This window comes from Serratia sp. YWN4, from assembly GCF_055790845.1.
The window spans coordinates 5,331,074-5,350,908 of record NZ_CM147696.1 but is presented as its reverse complement, the minus strand read 5'-3'; the positions used below and the strand labels follow the sequence as shown (position 1 = coordinate 5,350,908).

At 55.7% G+C, this 19,835-nt stretch carries 13 protein-coding genes and 1 tRNA gene; 11 read left to right on the top strand and 3 right to left on the bottom strand.

Annotation, left to right across the window (positions count from 1 at the left end; genetic code table 11):
• Nucleotides 1-52: 52 nt before the first annotated feature.
• From ACX9GT_RS24585 to dppF, 6 genes are all read left to right on the top strand, one after another.
• Nucleotides 53-129: transfer RNA gene (locus tag ACX9GT_RS24585), tRNA-Pro, on the top strand.
• A 675-nt stretch (nucleotides 130-804) separates the two neighbouring features.
• A complete protein-coding gene (gene dppA, locus ACX9GT_RS24580; RefSeq protein ID WP_473189128.1) occupies nucleotides 805-2,412 on the top strand; it encodes a dipeptide ABC transporter periplasmic-binding protein DppA in 1,608 nt (535 codons plus the stop codon).
• A 267-nt stretch (nucleotides 2,413-2,679) separates the two neighbouring features.
• The gene (dppB, locus tag ACX9GT_RS24575; RefSeq protein ID WP_473189127.1) at nucleotides 2,680-3,699 is read left to right on the top strand and encodes a dipeptide ABC transporter permease DppB; all 1,020 of its coding nucleotides are present in this window, start codon (nucleotides 2,680-2,682) and stop codon (nucleotides 3,697-3,699) included.
• A gap of 11 nt (nucleotides 3,700-3,710) precedes the next feature.
• Complete coding sequence (dppC, locus tag ACX9GT_RS24570) at nucleotides 3,711-4,613, top strand: dipeptide ABC transporter permease DppC (RefSeq protein ID WP_473189126.1); 903 nt, start codon at nucleotides 3,711-3,713, stop codon at nucleotides 4,611-4,613.
• A 13-nt stretch (nucleotides 4,614-4,626) separates the two neighbouring features.
• Complete coding sequence (gene dppD / locus ACX9GT_RS24565; protein ID WP_473189125.1) at nucleotides 4,627-5,607, top strand: dipeptide ABC transporter ATP-binding protein; 981 nt, start codon at nucleotides 4,627-4,629, stop codon at nucleotides 5,605-5,607.
• Nucleotides 5,604-6,593, top strand: coding sequence for a dipeptide ABC transporter ATP-binding subunit DppF (gene dppF / locus ACX9GT_RS24560; RefSeq protein ID WP_473189124.1), 990 nt, complete (start codon nucleotides 5,604-5,606; stop codon nucleotides 6,591-6,593). Before dppD ends, dppF begins: the two co-directional genes overlap by 4 nt.
• A gap of 111 nt (nucleotides 6,594-6,704) precedes the next feature.
• On the opposite strand, the gene bcsG is transcribed toward dppF, so the two are convergent.
• Genes bcsG through bcsE form a run of 3 tightly spaced genes read right to left on the bottom strand, consistent with a single transcriptional unit; the run spans nucleotide 6,705 to nucleotide 10,127 of the window.
• Complete coding sequence (gene bcsG, locus ACX9GT_RS24555) at nucleotides 6,705-8,360, bottom strand: cellulose biosynthesis protein BcsG (protein ID WP_473189123.1); 1,656 nt, start codon at nucleotides 8,358-8,360, stop codon at nucleotides 6,705-6,707.
• Nucleotides 8,353-8,562: a cellulose biosynthesis protein BcsF gene (gene bcsF, locus ACX9GT_RS24550; RefSeq protein ID WP_473189122.1), complete on the bottom strand. Its 210-nt coding sequence runs from the start codon at nucleotides 8,560-8,562 to the stop codon at nucleotides 8,353-8,355. Before bcsF ends, bcsG begins: the two co-directional genes overlap by 8 nt.
• Nucleotides 8,559-10,127 carry a cellulose biosynthesis protein BcsE gene (gene bcsE, locus ACX9GT_RS24545; protein ID WP_473189121.1) on the bottom strand — a complete coding sequence of 523 codons (1,569 nt, stop codon included), beginning with the start codon at nucleotides 10,125-10,127 and terminating at the stop codon, nucleotides 8,559-8,561. Before bcsE ends, bcsF begins: the two co-directional genes overlap by 4 nt.
• A 244-nt stretch (nucleotides 10,128-10,371) precedes the next feature.
• Between bcsE and bcsR the strand changes: the two genes are divergently transcribed.
• From bcsR to bcsC, 5 genes are read left to right on the top strand one after another with little or no spacing between them, the layout of a single operon-like run.
• Nucleotides 10,372-10,518 (top strand): cellulose biosynthesis protein BcsR, encoded by a 147-nt coding sequence (gene bcsR, locus ACX9GT_RS24540; RefSeq protein WP_473191685.1) that lies wholly within the window; start codon nucleotides 10,372-10,374, stop codon nucleotides 10,516-10,518.
• 3 nt (nucleotides 10,519-10,521) lie between these two features.
• Nucleotides 10,522-11,259, top strand: coding sequence for a cellulose biosynthesis protein BcsQ (bcsQ, locus tag ACX9GT_RS24535; RefSeq protein WP_473189120.1), 738 nt, complete (start codon nucleotides 10,522-10,524; stop codon nucleotides 11,257-11,259).
• On the top strand, nucleotides 11,256-13,865 hold the full coding sequence (gene bcsA / locus ACX9GT_RS24530) for a UDP-forming cellulose synthase catalytic subunit (RefSeq protein WP_473189119.1): 2,610 nt from the start codon (nucleotides 11,256-11,258) through the stop codon (nucleotides 13,863-13,865). Before bcsQ ends, bcsA begins: the two co-directional genes overlap by 4 nt.
• 57 nt (nucleotides 13,866-13,922) lie before the next feature.
• A complete protein-coding gene (bcsB, locus tag ACX9GT_RS24525) occupies nucleotides 13,923-16,232 on the top strand; it encodes a cellulose biosynthesis cyclic di-GMP-binding regulatory protein BcsB (RefSeq protein WP_473191684.1) in 2,310 nt (769 codons plus the stop codon).
• Between the two features lie 14 nt (nucleotides 16,233-16,246).
• Nucleotides 16,247-19,720 carry a cellulose synthase complex outer membrane protein BcsC gene (bcsC, locus tag ACX9GT_RS24520; RefSeq protein ID WP_473191683.1) on the top strand — a complete coding sequence of 1,158 codons (3,474 nt, stop codon included), beginning with the start codon at nucleotides 16,247-16,249 and terminating at the stop codon, nucleotides 19,718-19,720.
• Nucleotides 19,721-19,835: the final 115 nt, after the last annotated feature.

The following is a 19,835-nucleotide window of genomic DNA, read 5'->3' as shown; positions in this document are numbered from 1 at the left end:
TGGAGAAAGTCATTGACGCGTATAATCGCCAGCAGTAATATGCGCCCCGCTACGGCGAGTAGCGCAGCTTGGTAGCGCAACTGGTTTGGGACCAGTGGGTCGGAGGTTCGAATCCTCTCTCGCCGACCACATTTGAAAAACCTGCTTAATAAGCAGGTTTTTTTTCGTCTGGAGTTTAAGAGGATGCTAGCCACCCTCTTTTACCAACCCATGTTAAGCCGTTTTTTCCGCCTAAAGTTTAAGGGTGATAAACGCTGCTACCTCCGCTCTATTGAGATAGTGCGCAGCATTTCCTCCTGCGTTTTACCTTGATCACAAAAATAACCGTTCAGATATTCATCATTTAGCAACAAACTTTTTTGGTTTTTTATCGGAGCTTAACGCTGGTTAATTTCTATTAACTGGCGTATTGGTCTGAAAAAATACCCATATCACAAATTTTAATTCTGCAAATGTTATCGAAAGGTTTTTTTTATGTTTGTTTGCTGTTTCTCACAGTCTAGGCAAATCACCGCTGGTTATATTGACGGCACCCCAAACAGTTGGCAATTTGGTAGCCTCAGGGATAAGAGCGAGAGTTGCATGAGTGAATTCCACGTGCTCAAACGCCCCGCTGTGATGCGTTCCATCCGGCACTTTCGCGCTATAATTCCTCTTGCCTTCGGGCACCACTGCACGGGCCGCGTAACAAAAAATATAGGGCCTGGCAGCATTACCCAATAGGTTTCAGGTTACAGCCCATGTCGCTGTGGCGTGAAAATGAGGGTGTACACACACCACATCACACAAATTGGAGCACGAGCGATGACAAGTTCCTTGGCAAAATCGGGGATTCTGAAATTCGGTATTGGGCTGATCGCGCTGACCGTAGCGGCCAGCGTACAAGCCAAAACACTGGTTTACTGTTCTGAAGGTTCTCCTGAAGGGTTCAACCCGCAGTTGTTCACCTCTGGTACTACTTTGGATGCCAGTGCAATCCCAATCTATAACAGTCTGGTTCAGTTCAAACCGGGTACCACTGAGCTGGAGCCCGGCCTGGCAGAGAAGTGGGAAGTCAGCGAAGACGGCAAAACCTATACCTTCCACCTGCGCCAAGGCGTGAAGTGGCACAGCACCAAAGATTTCAAGCCAACGCGTGATTTGAATGCCGATGACGTTCTTTTCTCCTTCCAACGTCAGCTTGATAACAATCATCCTTACCACAAAGTTTCTGGCGGTACTTATGAGTACTTCCAGGGGATGGGCATGGGTGATTTGATCGCCAAGATTGAGAAAGTGGACGATCAGACAATTCGTTTCCACCTGAACCGCCCAGAGTCACCGTTCCTGGCCAACCTGGGGATGGGTTTTGCCTCGATTCTGTCTGCGGAATACGCCGACAACATGATGAAAGCCGGTACGCCGGATAAAGTGGATCTGAACCCGGTGGGTACCGGTCCGTTCCAACTGCTGCAATACCAGAAAGACTCCAAAATCCTGTACAAAGCCTTTGACGGCTTCTGGGGCACCAAGCCGAAGATTGATCGCTTAGTGTTCGCCATTACGCCGGATGCATCCGTGCGTTACGCCAAGCTGCAGAAAAACGAGTGCCAGGTCATGCCGTACCCGAACCCGGCTGACATTGCCCGTATGAAGCAGGACAAAACCATCAATCTGATGGAACAGCCTGGCCTGAACGTCGGTTATGTGGCGTTCAACGTTGAGAAAAAACCGTTGGATAACGTGAAGGTGCGTCAGGCACTGACCATGGCGGTGAACAAACAGGCAATCATTGAGGCGGTCTATCAGGGGGCGGGTCAGCTAGCTAAAAACCTGATCCCACCAACCATGTGGGGCTACAACGATGCGGTGCAGGATTACGTTTACGACCCTGCCAAGGCAAAAGAACTGCTGAAAGAGGCTGGCTTGCCGGATGGTTTCACCATCGATCTGTGGGCGATGCCGGTACAGCGTCCGTATAACCCGAACGCGCGTCGTATGGCCGAGATGATCCAGTCTGACTGGGCGAAAATTGGCGTTAAAGCTAATATCGTCAGCTACGAGTGGGGCGAATATCTCAAGCGTGCCAAAGAGGGTGAACATCAGGCGGTGATGATGGGTTGGACCGGGGACAATGGGGATCCGGATAACTTCTTCGCTACCCTGTTCAGCTGTGCGGCAGCCAAAGATGGCTCCAACTATGCTCGCTGGTGTTATAAGCCGTTTGAAGACCTGATCCAACCGGCACGTTCTGAAGCGAATCACGACAAGCGTGCAGAGCTCTACAAACAGGCTCAGGTAGTGATGCACGATCAGGCTCCGGCGCTGATTGTTGCCCATTCAACCGTTTATGAGCCAGTGCGTAAAGAAGTGAAGGGCTACGTGGTTAATCCGCTGGGCCTGCACGATTTCCAACACGTTTCTCTGGATTAAATTTTAATCTGCTGCACGGCCAGGTAGCCGTGCGGTGCTCGTAATCTCGCCTATCTTAAATAATATGCGTCGATTGTTGTGCACCGCACGCCTTGCTCTCTGGTCTGCTGGCCGGGTTAGAAGCCAGGATAGGTACGGTGAATGTGCAGGGGCGCAACGGGTTGCGCTCCTGCTTTCCTGTCCCTAAAGGAATGTTGTGAAGCATGTGAGTTTTCATAAGCTTGGCGGACGATGAGCTGCCGGGCATTGATACAGAGAGTTCGGGATATGTTGCAGTTCATACTCCGACGTTTGGGGTTAGTTATCCCAACGTTTATCGGCATAACGTTGCTGACTTTTGCATTCGTCCATATGATCCCCGGTGACCCGGTGACCATCATGGCCGGGGAACGCGGGATCTCCGCAGAGCGCCATGCACAACTCATGGCAGAAATGGGGCTGGACAAGCCGCTGTTTCAACAATACTTCCATTACGTATCCAACGTGCTGCATGGCGATCTGGGTACGTCACTCAAGAGCCGTATTTCCGTTTGGGAAGAGTTTGTCCCGCGCTTTAAGGCCACGCTGGAACTGGGTTTCTGCGCGATGCTTTTTGCGGTGATCGTCGGTATCCCGGTTGGGGTGCTGGCGGCGGTTAAACGCGGTTCGGTCTTCGATCACACTGCCGTGGGCATCTCCCTGACTGGCTACTCCATGCCTATTTTCTGGTGGGGCATGATGCTGATCATGCTGGTGTCGGTGCAGCTTAACCTGACGCCGGTGTCGGGGCGGGTCAGTGACACGGTGTTTCTTGATGACAGCCTGCCGCTGACCGGCTTTATGCTGATCGATACCCTGATCTGGGGTGAACCGGGCGATTTCAAAGATGCGGTGATGCATATGATCCTGCCTGCGATCGTGCTGGGCACCATTCCGCTGGCGGTGATCGTGCGTATGACCCGTTCCTCGATGCTGGAAGTGCTGGGTGAAGACTACATCCGTACCGCGCGTGCCAAAGGGGTGAGCCGTATGCGGGTGATCGTGGTGCATGCGCTGCGTAACGCCCTGCTGCCGGTGGTGACGGTGATCGGTTTACAGGTTGGCACCATGCTGGCCGGTGCGATCCTGACCGAAACCATCTTCTCCTGGCCGGGCCTTGGCCGTTGGCTGATGGACGCGCTGCAACGCCGCGACTATCCGGTTGTTCAGGGCGGCGTGTTGCTGGTCGCCTGTATGATTATTCTGGTTAACCTGCTGGTAGACGTGCTCTACGGCGTGGTCAACCCGCGTATTCGCCACAAGAAATAAGGGGCGCTCTGATGTCTCAAGTTACCGAGTCGGTAGTGAAAGGTGCGCCGAAGCCAATGACCCCGTTCCAGGAGTTCTGGCACTATTTCAAGCGCAATAAAGGGGCCGTGGTCGGCCTGGTTTATATCATCATCATGCTGGTGTTGGCGATTGGCGCTGGGTTCCTGGCACCGCACGCCCCGGCTGAACAATTCCGCGATGCCCTGCTCAAGCCACCGGTCTGGCAGGAAGGCGGTAGCTGGCAGTATCTGCTGGGTACCGATGATGTGGGGCGCGATATGCTGTCGCGCCTGATGTACGGCGCGCGTCTGTCGCTGCTGGTGGGCTGCCTGGTGGTGGTGCTGTCGCTGATTATGGGCGTGGTGTTTGGTTTGCTGGCGGGCTATTTCGGCGGCGTGGTAGATGCGATCATCATGCGTATCGTCGACATCATGCTGGCATTGCCAAGCCTGCTGCTGGCTTTGGTGCTGGTGGCTGTGTTTGGCCCGTCGATCGTCAATGCCTCGTTGGCGCTGACGTTTGTGGCCTTGCCTCACTACGTGCGCTTAACCCGCGCGGCGGTGCTGGTGGAGGTCAACCGCGATTACGTCACTGCTTCCCGCGTGGCGGGCGCTGGCGCGTTGCGCCAGATGTTCGTCAATATTCTGCCAAACTGCCTGGCACCGCTGATCGTGCAGGCGTCCCTGGGTTTCTCGAATGCCATTCTGGATATGGCCGCTCTCGGCTTTCTCGGCATGGGCGCGCAACCGCCAACGCCAGAGTGGGGCACCATGCTCTCCGATGTATTGCAGTTCGCGCAAAGTGCCTGGTGGGTTGTGACCTTCCCAGGCGTGGCAATTCTGCTGACGGTTCTGGCATTTAACCTGATGGGGGACGGCCTGCGTGATGCCCTCGACCCCAAACTCAAGCAGTGACGAGGACCGGATCATGGCGTTATTGAATGTAGACAAACTTTCGGTGCACTTCGGTGACGAAGGTACGCCGTTCCGCGCGGTAGACCGAATCAGCTATAGCGTGGAACAGGGGCAAGTGGTGGGCATCGTCGGTGAATCCGGCTCCGGTAAATCCGTCAGTTCGCTGGCGATCATGGGGTTGATTGATTATCCCGGCAAGGTGATGGCCGACAAGCTGGAGTTCAACGGCCAGGACCTGCGCAAGATCTCCGAAAAGGAGCGCCGCCAGTTGGTGGGCTCTGAAGTGGCGATGATTTTCCAGGATCCGATGACCAGCCTGAACCCATGCTACACCGTCGGTTACCAGATTATGGAAGCGTTGAAGGTGCATCAGGGCGGTAACCGCCGCACCCGTCGCAGCCGTGCTATCGATCTGTTGACGCTGGTGGGCATACCCGATCCGGCCTCGCGGTTGGATGTGTATCCGCATCAGCTTTCTGGTGGCATGAGCCAGCGCGTGATGATCGCCATGGCGATCGCCTGTCGGCCTAAATTGTTGATTGCCGATGAACCGACTACCGCGCTCGACGTGACCATTCAGGCACAGATCATCGAACTGCTGCTGGAACTGCAACAGCGGGAAAATATGGCGCTGTTGCTGATCACCCACGATCTGGCTCTGGTGGCGGAAGCGGCGCATCACATTATTGTGATGTATGCCGGGCAGGTGGTGGAATCGGGCAAGGCATCGGAGATCTTCCGTGCGCCGCGCCATCCGTATACGCAGGCGCTGTTACGTGCGCTACCAGAATTTGCCGCCGACAAAGCGCGCTTGGCATCGTTGCCGGGTGTAGTGCCGGGGAAATACGATCGGCCGGAAGGCTGTTTGCTCAACCCGCGCTGCCCGTATGCCAACGAGCGTTGCCGTACTGAGGAGCCTGAGCTGAGCACCATTCCTGGCCGTCAGGTTAAATGTCACACACCGCTGGACGATGCGGGGAGGCCGACCGTATGAGCCAGAATCACCCTTTATTGCAGGCCATTGACCTGAAAAAACACTATCCGGTCAAGAAGGGGATGTTTGCCCCGGAACAGTTGGTGAAAGCGCTGGACGGTGTTTCTTTTACGCTGGAGCGTGGCAAGACGCTGGCGGTGGTGGGGGAGTCCGGCTGTGGTAAATCCACGCTGGGCCGCCTGCTGACGATGATCGAAATACCGACCGGTGGCGAGCTGTACTATCAGGGGCAAGATCTGTTGAAGCCAGATGTCACGGCGGAAAAGCTGCGCCGCCAGAAGATCCAGATCGTGTTCCAGAATCCCTATGGATCGCTTAACCCGCGTAAGAAGGTCGGGCAGATCCTCGAAGAGCCGCTGTTGATCAATACCACGCTGACTACTGCCGAGCGGCGCGAGAAAGTGTTGGCGATGATGGCGAAAGTCGGCCTGAAAACCGAGCATTACGATCGCTATCCGCACATGTTCTCCGGCGGGCAGCGTCAGCGTATCGCCATCGCTCGTGGGCTGATGCTCAACCCGGACGTGGTGATTGCCGATGAACCGGTGTCTGCGCTCGACGTTTCGGTGCGTGCGCAGGTGCTGAACCTGATGATGGATTTACAGCAGGAACTGGGGCTGTCTTATGTGTTCATTTCCCATGACTTGTCGGTCGTTGAGCATATCGCTGATGAAGTGATGGTGATGTACCTTGGCCGTTGCGTGGAGAAGGGCAGTAAAGACGCGATCTTCAACAACCCACGGCATCCGTATACGCAGGCGCTGCTTTCAGCTACGCCGCGCCTGAACCCGGATATGCGCCGCGAACGCATCAAGCTGACCGGTGAGTTGCCAAGCCCGATGAACCCACCGCCGGGCTGTGCGTTCAATGCCCGTTGCCGCCGTGCCTTTGGCACCTGTAGCCAGTTGCAGCCGCAGTTGAAAAAGTACGGTGAGCAGATGGTAGCGTGCTTTGCGATCGATCAGGATGAGGCTTCAGGCTCCTGAGGCTGTGTTCTGTCACTGAATGAACTCAACGCCGGTAGAAATATCGGCGTTTTTTTATTTGTGGTGGCGATGAATAAAAAAGCACGCCCGAAGGCGTGCTGAGTGGAAGAGTTATTGCGGATAAGGCACCCAGTCGCCACCGTTGAGGCGAATATACGGCTTGCCCTGATATTGCATGATAATCGCGTTGTCATTCTCGGAAACGGCCGCGGTTTGTGGCAGACCTTGGGTCAGCGTTTGCCAGTTGACGTTTGGCGCGGTAAAGACCTTGCCATCTACCAACCGGGATACCAGTTCAGACAGCGCCAGATAGCTGCTCGGCGTTTTAATCTCAAACGGGCTGCCCTGATGCGGAGCTTGCATGCCGATCAGCTTGATCCCCACTGGCGTGTGCGTGATGCTCGGGCTTGGAATATCGCGCAGGCCAGAGATTTGCATTTTGTCGCCAATCAGCGCGGCACCGTGCTCCGGTACGATCACCACCATCACTTTGCGCCCGGATTTTTGCAGCTCATCAAAGAAGGTGTCCAACTGATCTAACAGCTTCTGCGCCCGTGGCTGGTAATCTGCGGCCTTGCTGGCACCGACAAATCGATCGCCATCGTGTAATGGAATAACGTTGAAGAAGGTTGCCGTGCGGGCATCTGTGTCTTTTTGCTGCTGATCGAGCCAGCGGTTGAGCAGCTCCAGATCGTTATAAATCGGTTCGCCATCGAAAGAGGCCAGTTGGTTGCTGATACCCGCTTGTGACATCAGTGGTGCCTGCAAACCGCCATCGGTACGCAGGTTTTTCAGGTAATCACCGAACACGCCTGAGTGATCCAGCATCAGTTGCGATTTAAAGCCGAGTTTGGCCAGATTATCAAACAGATAACACTGCTGCTCGGCGGGTTGATAAAGATCGTGGTGCGAATCCTGACCACAGCTGGCACGCAGCAGGCGGATAGCCGCCGGGCCGCTGTAGGCGGTTGCCGAGTTGAAGTTGGTGAACATAATGTCCATTTTGTTCCACAGCGGATGGTTACGCAGATTAACCGCATCCAGATCGGCCCAGGCCAGCGAACAGATATTGATGACTAACAGATCGAACGGTTGAGCATCGCTGGGCAGTGCGGCCGGAAAGACCGTGGCGCGGGTTCTTTCCTGAGCGTAAAACTGCTCCAGATTGGCGGTGAGATTGGCGTTGGTGGCGGGGCCATTGGTGGCTGGCTGGCCGCTGCCAGGAGCGGCCTCATTAGCCGGGGCGGTAACCGGCACCGCTGCCGCTGCGGTATCGGCGGTTGGCAGCAAGGCCACTGCCGGGCCGGTCATATTAACCACGTTTAGCCACACCATGGCGGCGACGGTAAACGCCGTGATCCGGAGCCATTGCGCCAGAAACAGATAGGCAATCAGCATGACAAAGGCGACGCCAAGCATCTGCCAGTTGATAAAGCGATCGACCAACTCAAGCAGATACGAGGCACTGAAACCCGTAAGTTGTGAACCTTGGCTGATGATGCTGTTAACACTGGGCAGCCAAGTGTCGTGGTAGAACAGACCGATACCGATGGGAATGGCAATGATGTGCCGCCAGCGGTGCAGCCGAGGCGAGGGGATCGGCATCAGTAAAAATGCCATGAACACCAGGTTTGGCAGCGCATGGAAATTCAGATAGCCAAACCACAGCAGGCTGAACTTGACCAAAAAGTAAAAGTTCCAACCGCTAAGGCCGCGCCAGTAGCGCCACAAACCCGGTTCAGGCGGCGTTGTTTTGTTTTTATCCATTATGGTTTTTACGCTTAATCTGAGAAGAGGAGGAACCTTCGCGAGTCCACAGCCCTGCTGGTTTTAAATAGCGTGGCGATAACAGCCGATTTTGACAATGCTGACGCCAGTTTGGGAAACGGCGATGTAGGGCGTACCCCAAGGGGATGAAGACGATCGCGCACAGGAGCATGATCTGCATGATATCGGTAATGTCGTTCATCCTTGCTCCCCTTGTTCGTGGTTTAACAGTGTGAAAGGCACCGGTTGACGACGTTGTTCTGCCTGGGTTTCTTCGATAATGGTGGTGGTCTTGGGAATAGCCTTCAGATCGCGTTTGACGGTGGACTGGGCCAGTTCCATGTTGTGCGCGAGCCGGTTGATTTCAGAGAGGATATCGACATCCTCATACCAGACCACCCAGTTGCTGAAGGCTTCACGCACCGGCAGCCGGAAGATGAATTTCAGCGCCGTGTCCAGATCGTTAATCCGGCAGGTAGACAGGAACAGGAACAGGCGGTTTTGTGCCACGGTCATGACATCCCCAAAACGGCGCTGATGGCACAAGGTCATGGACTGCCGGGCGGTCAACCCGGGAACGGGGCGCAATGCGACCATCACGCCTTTGCCATCTTCCGGCAGCAAGGTATTTTCCAGCAGCGACACCACCGCTTTGCTGAAATCCTCCAGCGACAGATACCCTTTCACCGGCAATGGCCGCAGCCCGGCCAGCAGGGCGTCGATATCGGCTGGAATATGGCGTGACAAACGTTGGCCCTGAATGCCTTCCAACATGGTCAGAAAACTCGACAGCGGGGCCACATGCGGCACAATCAGGCTGGCCCCGCAGGCCAGCAGCAGACGTTCATCACTGTAACGCAGGCTGGCGCTCATCTCGCGAACCACAATTTTCAGCCCATTCCCTCTCTGGCGACGCAGGTTGTGGATCTGATGAGCCAGCGTATCGATATGGTCGCTCTGATAGAGCGCAAAAATCAGCGTGGCCGCCATGGTCTGCATACCTTGCTGGGTCAGCAAGGTGCTGTTCTCGAACAGTTGCCAGTTGACGGACAGCGGCGGCGCGCCTTCAAGGATGCACCTTTCCGCCAGATAGCGGCCTGCATCGCTGACGACCTGAGTGTGAAGCGAAGTGCTTTCTTCCTCTTCGGCCTGCCAGCCTTGTGGCGTTTGGTACAGCGTCACCAGTTGGTTGGCGTTGATACAGTGCGGCGTACTCCACCAGTTTACCAGGTATTGCGCATTGTCCTGCTGCCACTGTAGGCTGGCTAATCCATTGAAAATACGGTGTTCGGTGCTGAGTTGGCCCCGAAGTCTGTTAACGCCGCTGCCGTGGCTGAGGATAACCATGGTGCACTGCCGCTGACGCAACCATTTAGCGGTGCTGTATGACCACTCGCGCAGTTCATCGTTGGTGAAGGTTTGCCACAGGCTGGCGGGAGCGAGCAGGATCAGCAGGCGGTTTTTAGGGTTTAACGTGCGCATCAAGTCGTTGCGCAAATGCAGCAGCGCAGCCTTTTGTTCTGGCAAGGCATACAAGGGCAGTTTTTTCACCGCAGGTGAAGGGAGATCGGTCAGCACATTACCCGGGTTGTCACCGCTGCAAATCAGCGCTAACGCGCTGTCTTCTGCCTGAGCGGTGATAATTTGCCGACAAAGCAAATGCGCATCGGTCTGGCGATCGACATTAACCCAGTAAAACCCGGGAGATTGCATTACCGACAACTCTTCCCATATTTGTCGGATACCTAATAAAAAAGCATGCGCCATAGATTTATTCTGCTTTCGTCGAAAATGTCACAGATCTGACAGATTCAGCCACTGAAAAACCTTAACGTTGAGGCCAAGAATAACAGGACTCACTGGTCTGTGTCATAATATCCGTTAAAATTCATCTTATTGGTTGTTTTTCTCCGATCGTTGCTACAGTCATTTAACATTAGCCTACTTTATTGAAGGTGGCAGAATGAATAAGGGTGATTTATCACATTTTCGCACGGTGGATCAGCCGCTGATGCAAGATGACTTACTGGCCTTAAGCCTCGCATTTTCTTTGCCTGAATTAAACTACGTCGATATTTTGCGTCAGGAACGACTGGCGAAAATGATGGATCGCTGGCCATTGTTAGCCGAACTGGCGCAAAAAACGGGGAGCGTCTAACTTATGTCGGTGATTGCATTGCAGGGGGTGCGGGGTGGCAGCGGGACAACATCGTTGATCGCCGCGCTTGCCTGGGCATTGCAGGAATTAGGGGAATCGGTGCTGGTGATTGATTTTTCACCGGACAATTTACTGCGGCTGCATTTTAACACCCCCTTCGAATTGACCCGTGGTTGGGCGCGCGCCGAACTGGATGACATTGACTGGCAGCAAGGTGCCATGCGCTACAGCAAAAAGCTCGATTTTCTGCCGTTTGGCCGTTTAAGCGTGGCTGAACAGTGGAAAATAGCGCAGCAGTGTGGCGAAACACCGGGGCGTTGGCAGGACTTCCTGCAACAGGTAAAAACCTCTGGGCAATACCGCTGGATCCTGCTGGATATCCCGGCCGGTAACAGCCCGGTGATTCAGCAGCAGTTGGCTCTGGCCGACACGATTTTCCTGGTGCTTAACCCTGATGCCAATTGCCATGCTCGGCTGCATCAACAGGCCTTACCGGCGGGTTGCCACTTCCTGATGAATAACTATTCCGCCGCCAGCCAATTGCAGGAGGATTTGCACCAGTTTTGGCTGCAAACGCTGAGCGGGTTGATCCCGTTGATGGTTCATCGCGATGAAGCGTTATCCGAAGCGTTGGCCGCAAAACAGCCGCTGGGGGAATATCGGCCGGAGAGCCTGGCCGCTGAAGAAATAGTGACCCTGGCCAACTGGTGCCTGATCAATCTGCAGGAAGTGGCGGCATGAGTCGGCTATTGAGCCTGCTGCTGATTCCTCCCGTTCGTGAGGCGGTACAGGCGCGCTATCGCACTTATCGCCTGAAGAAAGCCTCTCCCTTTGCCGCTTTTTTCAATACCCTGATGGTGATGTTGGGCTGGGTTTTCCTGCGTTTTGAATCCCCGGTCTGGCAGAGGATCAGGGCTAATCGTCATCACTGGTTCCCTCATATTTCGCAGAAACGTCCGCAGCCAGCAGACGTATTGCGTTATCTGCTGCAAGGTTTGTGGCTGTTAATGACTCACAGCAACAGCCGCCCGGTACCCAAAATGCACTACTTTGTTGAGGGCTGGCAACGCCTGCAACGGAGTTATGCCAAGGGGATGAAAGGTTTCCCACAGCGAATACAGCAGGCCGAGATGGGGCGGCTTTTGTGGCAACGCTTCAGCCAACTGAATCGACGAGTACGGCAGATCGTGTTTATTACCGTCGGGGTGTTTGCGGCGCTGATGGCGCTGTTATGCATTTCTCAACCTTTTGAATTATGGGCTCAGTTCATCTTTGTGCTGCTGTTGTGGGCCGTTGCCATGATGGTGCGCCGTTTGCCCGGCCGTTTACCGAGCCTGATGCTGATTGTGCTGTCGCTCACCGTTTCCTGCCGCTATCTGTGGTGGCGCTACACCGAGACGCTGAATTGGGGCGATCCGTTCAGCCTGGTCTGTGGCCTGTTGCTGCTGGCTGCCGAAACCTATGCCTGGGTGGTGCTGATACTGTGTTATTTCCAGACCGCATGGCCGTTGAATCGCCAGCCGGTACCGATGCCCGCAGACATCAGCACCTGGCCAATGGTGGATCTGATGGTGCCGACCTACAACGAGGATCTGGCGGTGGTTAAACCGGCCATTTACGCCGCGTTGGGTATCGACTGGCCCAAAGAAAAACTCACTATCTACATTCTTGACGACGGTAACCGGCCAGAGTTCAAGGCCTTTGCCAAAGAGGTAGGCGTGCATTACATCGCGCGATCCACGCATGAACATGCGAAGGCCGGTAACATTAACAACGCCCTGAAGCAGGCCACCGGGGAATTTGTGGCTATCTTCGACTGTGACCATGTCTCGACGCGATCTTTCCTGCAACTGACTATGGGCTGGTTTTTCAAAGATAAACAACTGGCGATGTTGCAAACGCCACACCATTTTTTCTCACCCGATCCCTTCGAGCGCAACCTTGGCCGTTTCCGCCAGACGCCTAACGAAGGCACCCTGTTCTATGGGTTAGTGCAGGACGGTAACGACATGTGGGACGCCACCTTCTTCTGTGGCTCCTGCGCGGTGTTGCGCCGCAGCGCACTGGATGAAATTGGCGGTATCGCGGTGGAAACCGTCACCGAAGATGCCCATACCTCGTTACGTTTGCATCGCTGTGGCCATACTTCGGCGTATATCCGCATTCCGCAGGCTGCTGGCTTGGCAACGGAAAGCCTGGCTGCGCATGTCGGCCAACGTATCCGCTGGGCGCGCGGTATGGCGCAGATCTTCCGGCTGGATAACCCGCTGCTGGGCAAGGGGCTCAAGCTGGGGCAGCGGTTGTGTTATGCCAACGCCATGCTGCACTTTTTTTCCGGTGGCCCGCGCTTGATTTTCCTGATCGCGCCCTTGGTGTTCCTGCTGCTACACGCCTACATCATCTATGCCCCGGCACTGGCGATCGCGCTGTACGTCCTGCCGCATATGATCCACGCCAGCCTGACCAGTTCGCGCATCCAGAGCAAGTATCGTCATTCTTTCTGGGGGGAAATCTATGAAACCGTTCTGGCCTGGTATATCGCCCGGCCAACCACGCTAGCCCTGCTCAATCCGCATAAAAGCAAGTTTAACGTAACGGCCAAGGGAGAATTGTCAGATCAGGATCATTTCGACTGGGTGATTACCCGCCCCTATCTGTTCCTGGTGGTCCTGAATCTGGCCGGTATCGGGTTTGGTGCCTGGCGTCTTCTCTTCGGCCCGGCCGAGGAACTCATGACGGTGGTGCTCAATCTGGTCTGGGTCTTTTACAACATGCTGATTCTTGGCGGTGCCATCGCGGTGGCGGTGGAAGTCAAACAGATGCGCCGCTCACACCGGGTAGAAATTGCCATGCCAGCGGCGTTGGCAAGGGTGGATGGTCATCTGTTCCCTTGCAGCTTACGGGATTACTCTGACGGTGGTGTTGGCCTTGAAATGCGCGTGCCGCAGCAGTTGAAGGACGGGGATAAAGTATTGCTATTGCTCAAACGCGGCCAGCAGGAGTTCAGTTTCCCCTGCTTTGTCACGCGTGCCAGTGGCGTTCATGTTGGCGTACGTTTGGAGGATCTGACTGTCCGTCAGCACATTGAATTTATTCAGTGTACCTTTGCACGTGCCGATACCTGGGCACTGTGGCAAGACGGGTTCCCTGAAGATAAGCCGGTGGAAAGCCTGCGCGATGTACTGATGCTGGGGATCCACGGTTACATGCGAATGGCGGATTATTCACCGCCCATCATTCGCGGCATTATTGCCGGATTGACCACGCTGATTGCCTGGATAGTGTCATTTATCCCCCAAGGCGTAGGTAGGGAACCGGCTTTCATTCAGAAAGAGACTGTGGCATAGGCGGTGCATTTTGCAACCGCTCGCCCGTGAACAGGTTCTAACATTGATGATGATATGATGAAGAGACAAATAACCTGGTTTACCGCATTGGCCTTAGGCATCAGTACCCTGTTTCAGGCGGAAACACCGACCTCAGCGATCGCCCTTGGGCTGCCACCGGCGGCCGAGGCGGTTGGCTCTTCTATCACTACGCCTATCAGACCTGCCGTGCCGGAGGATCCGAACGCACCGGTGCGTGATGTGCAGCTACCTTTCGCGCAGATCGCGCCGCCGCCGGGAACCTTTGCCCTACGTGGGACGCGTCCTCAAGGGCAGGTGGAGTTTGGCGTGCGCAGCGATGAAGTGGTGTCACAGGCGATGCTCGATCTGACGTTTACCCCCTCACCTTCGCTGATCCCACAGCAATCCCACATTAAGGTCTATCTCAACGATGAGTTGATGGGGGTGAGAACCATTGCCAAGGAGCAATTGGGCCAAACTAACCAGGTTCAGTTGCCGATCGATCCGCGTTATGTCAGCGATTTTAACCGCGTGCGCTTGGAGTTTGTCGGCCATTATCAGGATATCTGTGAAAATCCGGCCAACAGCGTCTTGTGGTTGGACGTCAGTAAATCCAGTTCGCTGAACCTGCGCTTCCAGAAATTACCGCTGGAAAACGATCTGTCGCACTTCCCAGAACCGTTCTTCGACAACCGCGACAGTCGCCCGCTAAATCTGCCGATGGTGTTCGCCGGGCAGCCGGATTTGGTGCAGCAACGCGCGGCAGGCATTCTGGCCTCCTGGTTTGGCAGCAAGGCGCAGTGGCGCGGTCAGTCGTTCCCAACGCTGTTTAATCAACTGCCCAACCAGCATGCGATCGTGTTTGCGACCAATCAGCAGCGGCCGGACTTCCTGAAAGAGGCTCCGCCGGTGAACGGGCCAACGGTTTCCATGGTCAGTCATCCGAATAACCCCTATGTGAAGCTGTTGCTGATACAGGGCCGTGATGACAACGATCTGATTACCGCCGTACAAGGGATCGCGCAGGGCGATATTCTGTTCCGCGGCCAGAGCCTGACGGTGGATAAGGTTGAGCAACTGTTACCACGGCAGCCTTACGATGCGCCAAACTGGGTACGTACCGATCGGCCAATGACCTTTAGCGAGCTGCAACAATATGCCGGGCAGTTGCAAACCAGCGGTATTGAGCCAGGCCCAATCTCACTGAATATGAATCTGCCGCCAGATTTATTCCTGATCCGCAGTACGGGTATCGATATGTTGCTGAAATATCGCTATACCGCTCCGCGTGTGCAGGATGGTTCGCGTTTGAGCATCAGCCTGAATAACCAGTTTGTGCAGGCTTCCTCGCTGTTGCCAGAGAACGAACAGGACGGAAAGCTGTTGGGTATTCCGTTGCGGCAGGGGCTGATTGCTTCCGAGAAAACCGTCAATATTCCGGCGCTGAAACTTGAGGCGACTAACCAGATTCGCTTTGACTTTGATTACACCACGTTATTGGGTAGCGGCACGGCAGACCGTTGCGAAACCTATTCGGTGGCACCTAATCATGCGGTGATCGACGGCAGCTCCACCATCGATTTCTCCGGCTATCGGCACTTTATGGCGATGCCCGATCTGCGTGCCTTTGCCAATGCCAGTTTCCCGTTCAGCCGCATGGCGGATCTGTCACAGACCTTAGTGTTGGTGAACAAGCAGCCACAGCCCGCTCAGGTGAGCGCTTTGCTCAATGCGTTGGGGAATGTGGGTGCCCAAACCGGTTATCCGGCGTTGGCCTTTACGTTGGCCGATGACTGGTCACAGGCCAAAGACAAGGATGCCGATATTCTGCTGATCGGTACCATCCCGCCTGAGCTGCGCGATGAGAAGAACATCAACCTGCTGATAGAAGCCACGCAAAGCTGGGTGAAACAGCCGATGCGTCAGTTGCCGTTGCCGGAGATAAAAGTGCAGCAGGATGACGCAACGCCAGACAGCAAAACCACCATCAGCTCCGCAGGGGCCATGGCGGCGATTGTTGGCGTACAGTCGCCGTTTAACGATCAACGCAGCATCGTGGCGCTGTTGGCGGATAGCCCTCGCGGTTATGAACTGTTGAATAATGCGCTGCTGGACGGCGCAAAACGTGCCACGGTGTTTGGCTCGGTGGCGGTGCTCCGTGAAGCGGGTATCAGTAGCCTGAGCGTGGGAGACATTTACTATGTCGGCCATCTGCCGTGGTGGGAACGTGTCTGGCACGTGCTGGCGACGCATCCGGCGTGGCTCGCTGTCGTGGCAACATTTGTGGTGGTCGTTCTGGCGCTGTTGCTGTGGCGTGGTCTGAAGGCCTATAGCCGTCGCCGCTTGTCGCCGGATGAACGGGACTAAATGCTATGTGGGCGATACGTAGCTTCAGAATAAACTGGCTGTGCCTGTTTCCTTTGAGTCTGGCGATGTTACCGCTGACGACGCAAAGTGCAGAAACCGTTGCTCCCGAGCAATGGCTGCTGGAACAGGTGCGCGTTGGCGAGGCCAGCAATAAAGACGAGCTGGTGCGTCAGTCGCTTTATCGTCTCGAACTGATGGATCCGAACAATCCTGAGGTGATTTCGGCACGTATGCGTCTGGCCTTGCGTCAGGGCAATCAGGTGCTGGCGCAACAGCAGTTGGACAAACTGAAGAATATCGCTCCACAATCCGCTGCTTACCGTCAGGCGGAAATGAACCTGTTGCTGACCCAGCCGGAAACGCGCCAGAAATTGCAACAGGCGCGTTTGATGGCCGCCGCTGGCCGGTTGCCGGAGGCTAAGGCACAGTACGATCAACTCTTCCAAGGGGATCCACCGACCCTCGAACTGGCGGTGGAATACTGGAAGCTGGTGGCCCGGTTGCCAGGGCAAGAGCCTGTGGCACAGCAAAAGCTGCAACGGCTGGATCAGCAGTACCCCGGTAATATTCCCCTGCGGATGGTATTGGCACAGCTGTTGTTCAGCCAAAATCAGGAGAAACAGGCCTACGACGTTTTGCAGCAGCTCGCCGCCGATCCCGCCGGGCGCGGCCCTGCTGCCGATCTGTGGCTGGAAAAAATCAAAGCGATGCCGGTCAGCCCGCAGAGCGTGAGCGCGCTCAACCGCTTCCTCAGTGTGTTTGAAAGCAGCGATCAGGCCGCCAGCGCGCAGCAGGAATTAGCCAGACAGCAGACCCTGTTGGCCGATCCCGCCTATCAGGCGCGCATCGCCGGTTTGGCGCAGGTGGATAAAGGCGGAAGCCACGCGGCGATCCCAGAGCTGAAAAAAGCGCTGAGCAGTACGCCGGATGATGCACAAGTGCTGGGGGCGCTTGGCTTGGCCTACGCGCGTGCGGGTAACCGCCAGAAAGCATTAAGCCTGTTTTTGCAGGCGCAGAAAGCGGATAAGAACGGTTACGACAGCGATAAATGGCAAAGCCTGATTAAGAGCAACCGCTACTGGCTGGCGATCGATGAGGGTGATAAAGCGCTGAAAGCCAATAATCTGCCACTGGCGCAGCAGAAATATCAGCAGGCGCGGCAGATCGACCACAGTGACAGCAGTGCCTTGATCGGCCTTGCTGACGTTGCCGTGGCCCATAAAGATGATGTCACCGCGGAGCGATATTATCAGCAGGCGCTGCGCCTGGATCCGAGCAGCGGCAGCGCAGTACGTGGCTTGGTGAATATCTACCAGCGTCAATCCCCGCAAAAGGCGCTGGCCTATCTGAACGGCCTGCCACGCAGGCAACAGGATAAGCTGCGCGACACGCTCAACAGCCTGCAACTGGATATGCTGAAACAGCAGGCCGACGCGTTGACACAGCACCAGCAATGGTCGCAAGCGGTGGAGATATATCGGCAAGCCTATCAGCTGGACCCAAGCGATGTCTGGCTGACCTATCACTATGCGCAGGCTTTGCGTCAGGACTGGCACCCACAGCAGGCCGATGCGCTGTTCTATCAACTGGTGCAGCAAAAGCCTGACGATCCGCAGCAAATTTATGCTTATGCGCTGTACCTGTCAGCCAGCGATCGCGATGCTCAGGCATTGGCGCATCTGGATACGTTGCCGAAAGCGCAGTGGAACGATGATATGCGTGAGATGGCACAACGCCTGCAAATGCAGGCAACGCTGGATCAGGCCGAAAAACGGCGTGCCGCTGGCGATGAACCAGGGGCGATTGCCTATCTGCGCCAGCAACCAGCGGATACGCGTATCGATCTGCTGCTGGCCGATTGGGCGTTGGCAAGAGAAGACTATAGCGAAGCGTTGGCCAATTATCAGCGGGTGCGCCTGCGCGAACCGAGTAACCCGGATGCCCGGCTGGGAGAGATTGAAGCCTACGTGGCCGAAGGCAAGCTGGCGGAGGCACATCAGCGGCTGCAAACCGCGCCGCCCAAGGAGGAATCCCTCAACGGCCAGCGTCGGTTAGCCAATGCCTGGTATGCGGTAGGTGAACCGCAGAAAGCGACCGCCATCTTCACACAGTTGAAAACCGCCGCGGTGCGCGAACCCGTTGGCCAGGCGAAAGCGCTGGTGTATCGCGACGCCGCGCGCTTGGAACAGGCGCAACAGCGGCCAACGGAGGCACAGCAGGATTATCGTCAGGCTATGGTAGCCAGCGGCATGGTGCCCGCCATTTTGCTGAATAATGACAGCTACACCCGTGCAACGCGTAACAACCCGACCGATGACTGGCTGAAACGCGGTATCCGCTCCGATGCGGCCGATCTTTACCGCCAGCAGGATGTGAAGGTCACGCTGAATCATGACTATTGGGGTTCGAGCGGGACCGGCGGGATCTCCGATCTCAAGGCGCACGACACCATGTTGCAGGTGGATATGCCGCTGTCTGACGGCCGTGCTTTCTTCCGTACCGATACCGTGCAGTTGAATGCGGGCACCTTTTCTACCGATGCTCAGGGCAAGCAGTTCGAAACCTTCGGGACTTGTCATACGGTGGGTTGCAGCGGCGACGAGCGGCAGAGAGCCACCGGCACCAGCGTGGCCGTGGGTTGGAAAAACGATCGTTGGGAAACCGATCTGGGTACCACGCCGATGGGTTTTGACGTGGTGGATTGGGTCGGTGGTCTGGCGTACAACGGCGATTGGAACCATATCGGCTGGCGGTTGGGCCTCTCGCGTCGGCCGATTTCCAGCTCATTGCTGGCGTTTGGCGGCACACGCGATCCCAATACTGGCATCACCTGGGGTGGCGTGCGCGCGACCGGTATCAGCCTCAGCGGCAGTTACGATCGCGGTGAGGCCAACGGCGTCTGGGCCGATCTCAGCGCCCATCAGCTCACCGGCCAAAACGTTGAGGATAACCAGCGCCAGCGCCTGATGGCCGGTTATTACTATAAAGTCATCAACGAGGACAACCGCCGCGCTACTATTGGCCTCAGTACCCTGCTGATGCGCTATCAGAAGGATTTGAGCGGTTATTCTCTGGGACAAGGGGGCTATTACAGCCCGCAGGAGTATGCCTCGCTGGCCATTCCGATGAGCTATCGTCAACGTACCGAGAACTGGTCCTGGGAGGTGGGGGGCTCGGTGTCGATTTCTCATTCGAAATCCAATGACCAAAAACGCTATCCGTTACAGGGGTTGATCCCCGATTCCCTGCCAGACAAGTTTGATGTAGAAACGGGCAGTTCCTCGTCTGGTATCGGTTATACGCTGCGGGCGATTATCGAGCGCCGCCTCAGTTCTCATTGGACCATGGGGGCCGGGGTCGATATCCAGCAGGCCAAAGACTACACGCCAAGCCACGCTCTGATTTATCTGCGTTACTCGTTCGACGGTTGGCAAGGCGATCTCGATTTGCCACCGCAACCCCTGACGCCATACGCCGATTTCAAGTAACGAGAAATCGGTCGATTCGGGTGTCACCCACAGGGTAGTTTTGTTACCCTGTGGGCATTCCAGTTAGGAAAATACTGAAACCCGCGCTTTTCTGCCTTGAGTCAGAGGGTTGGCC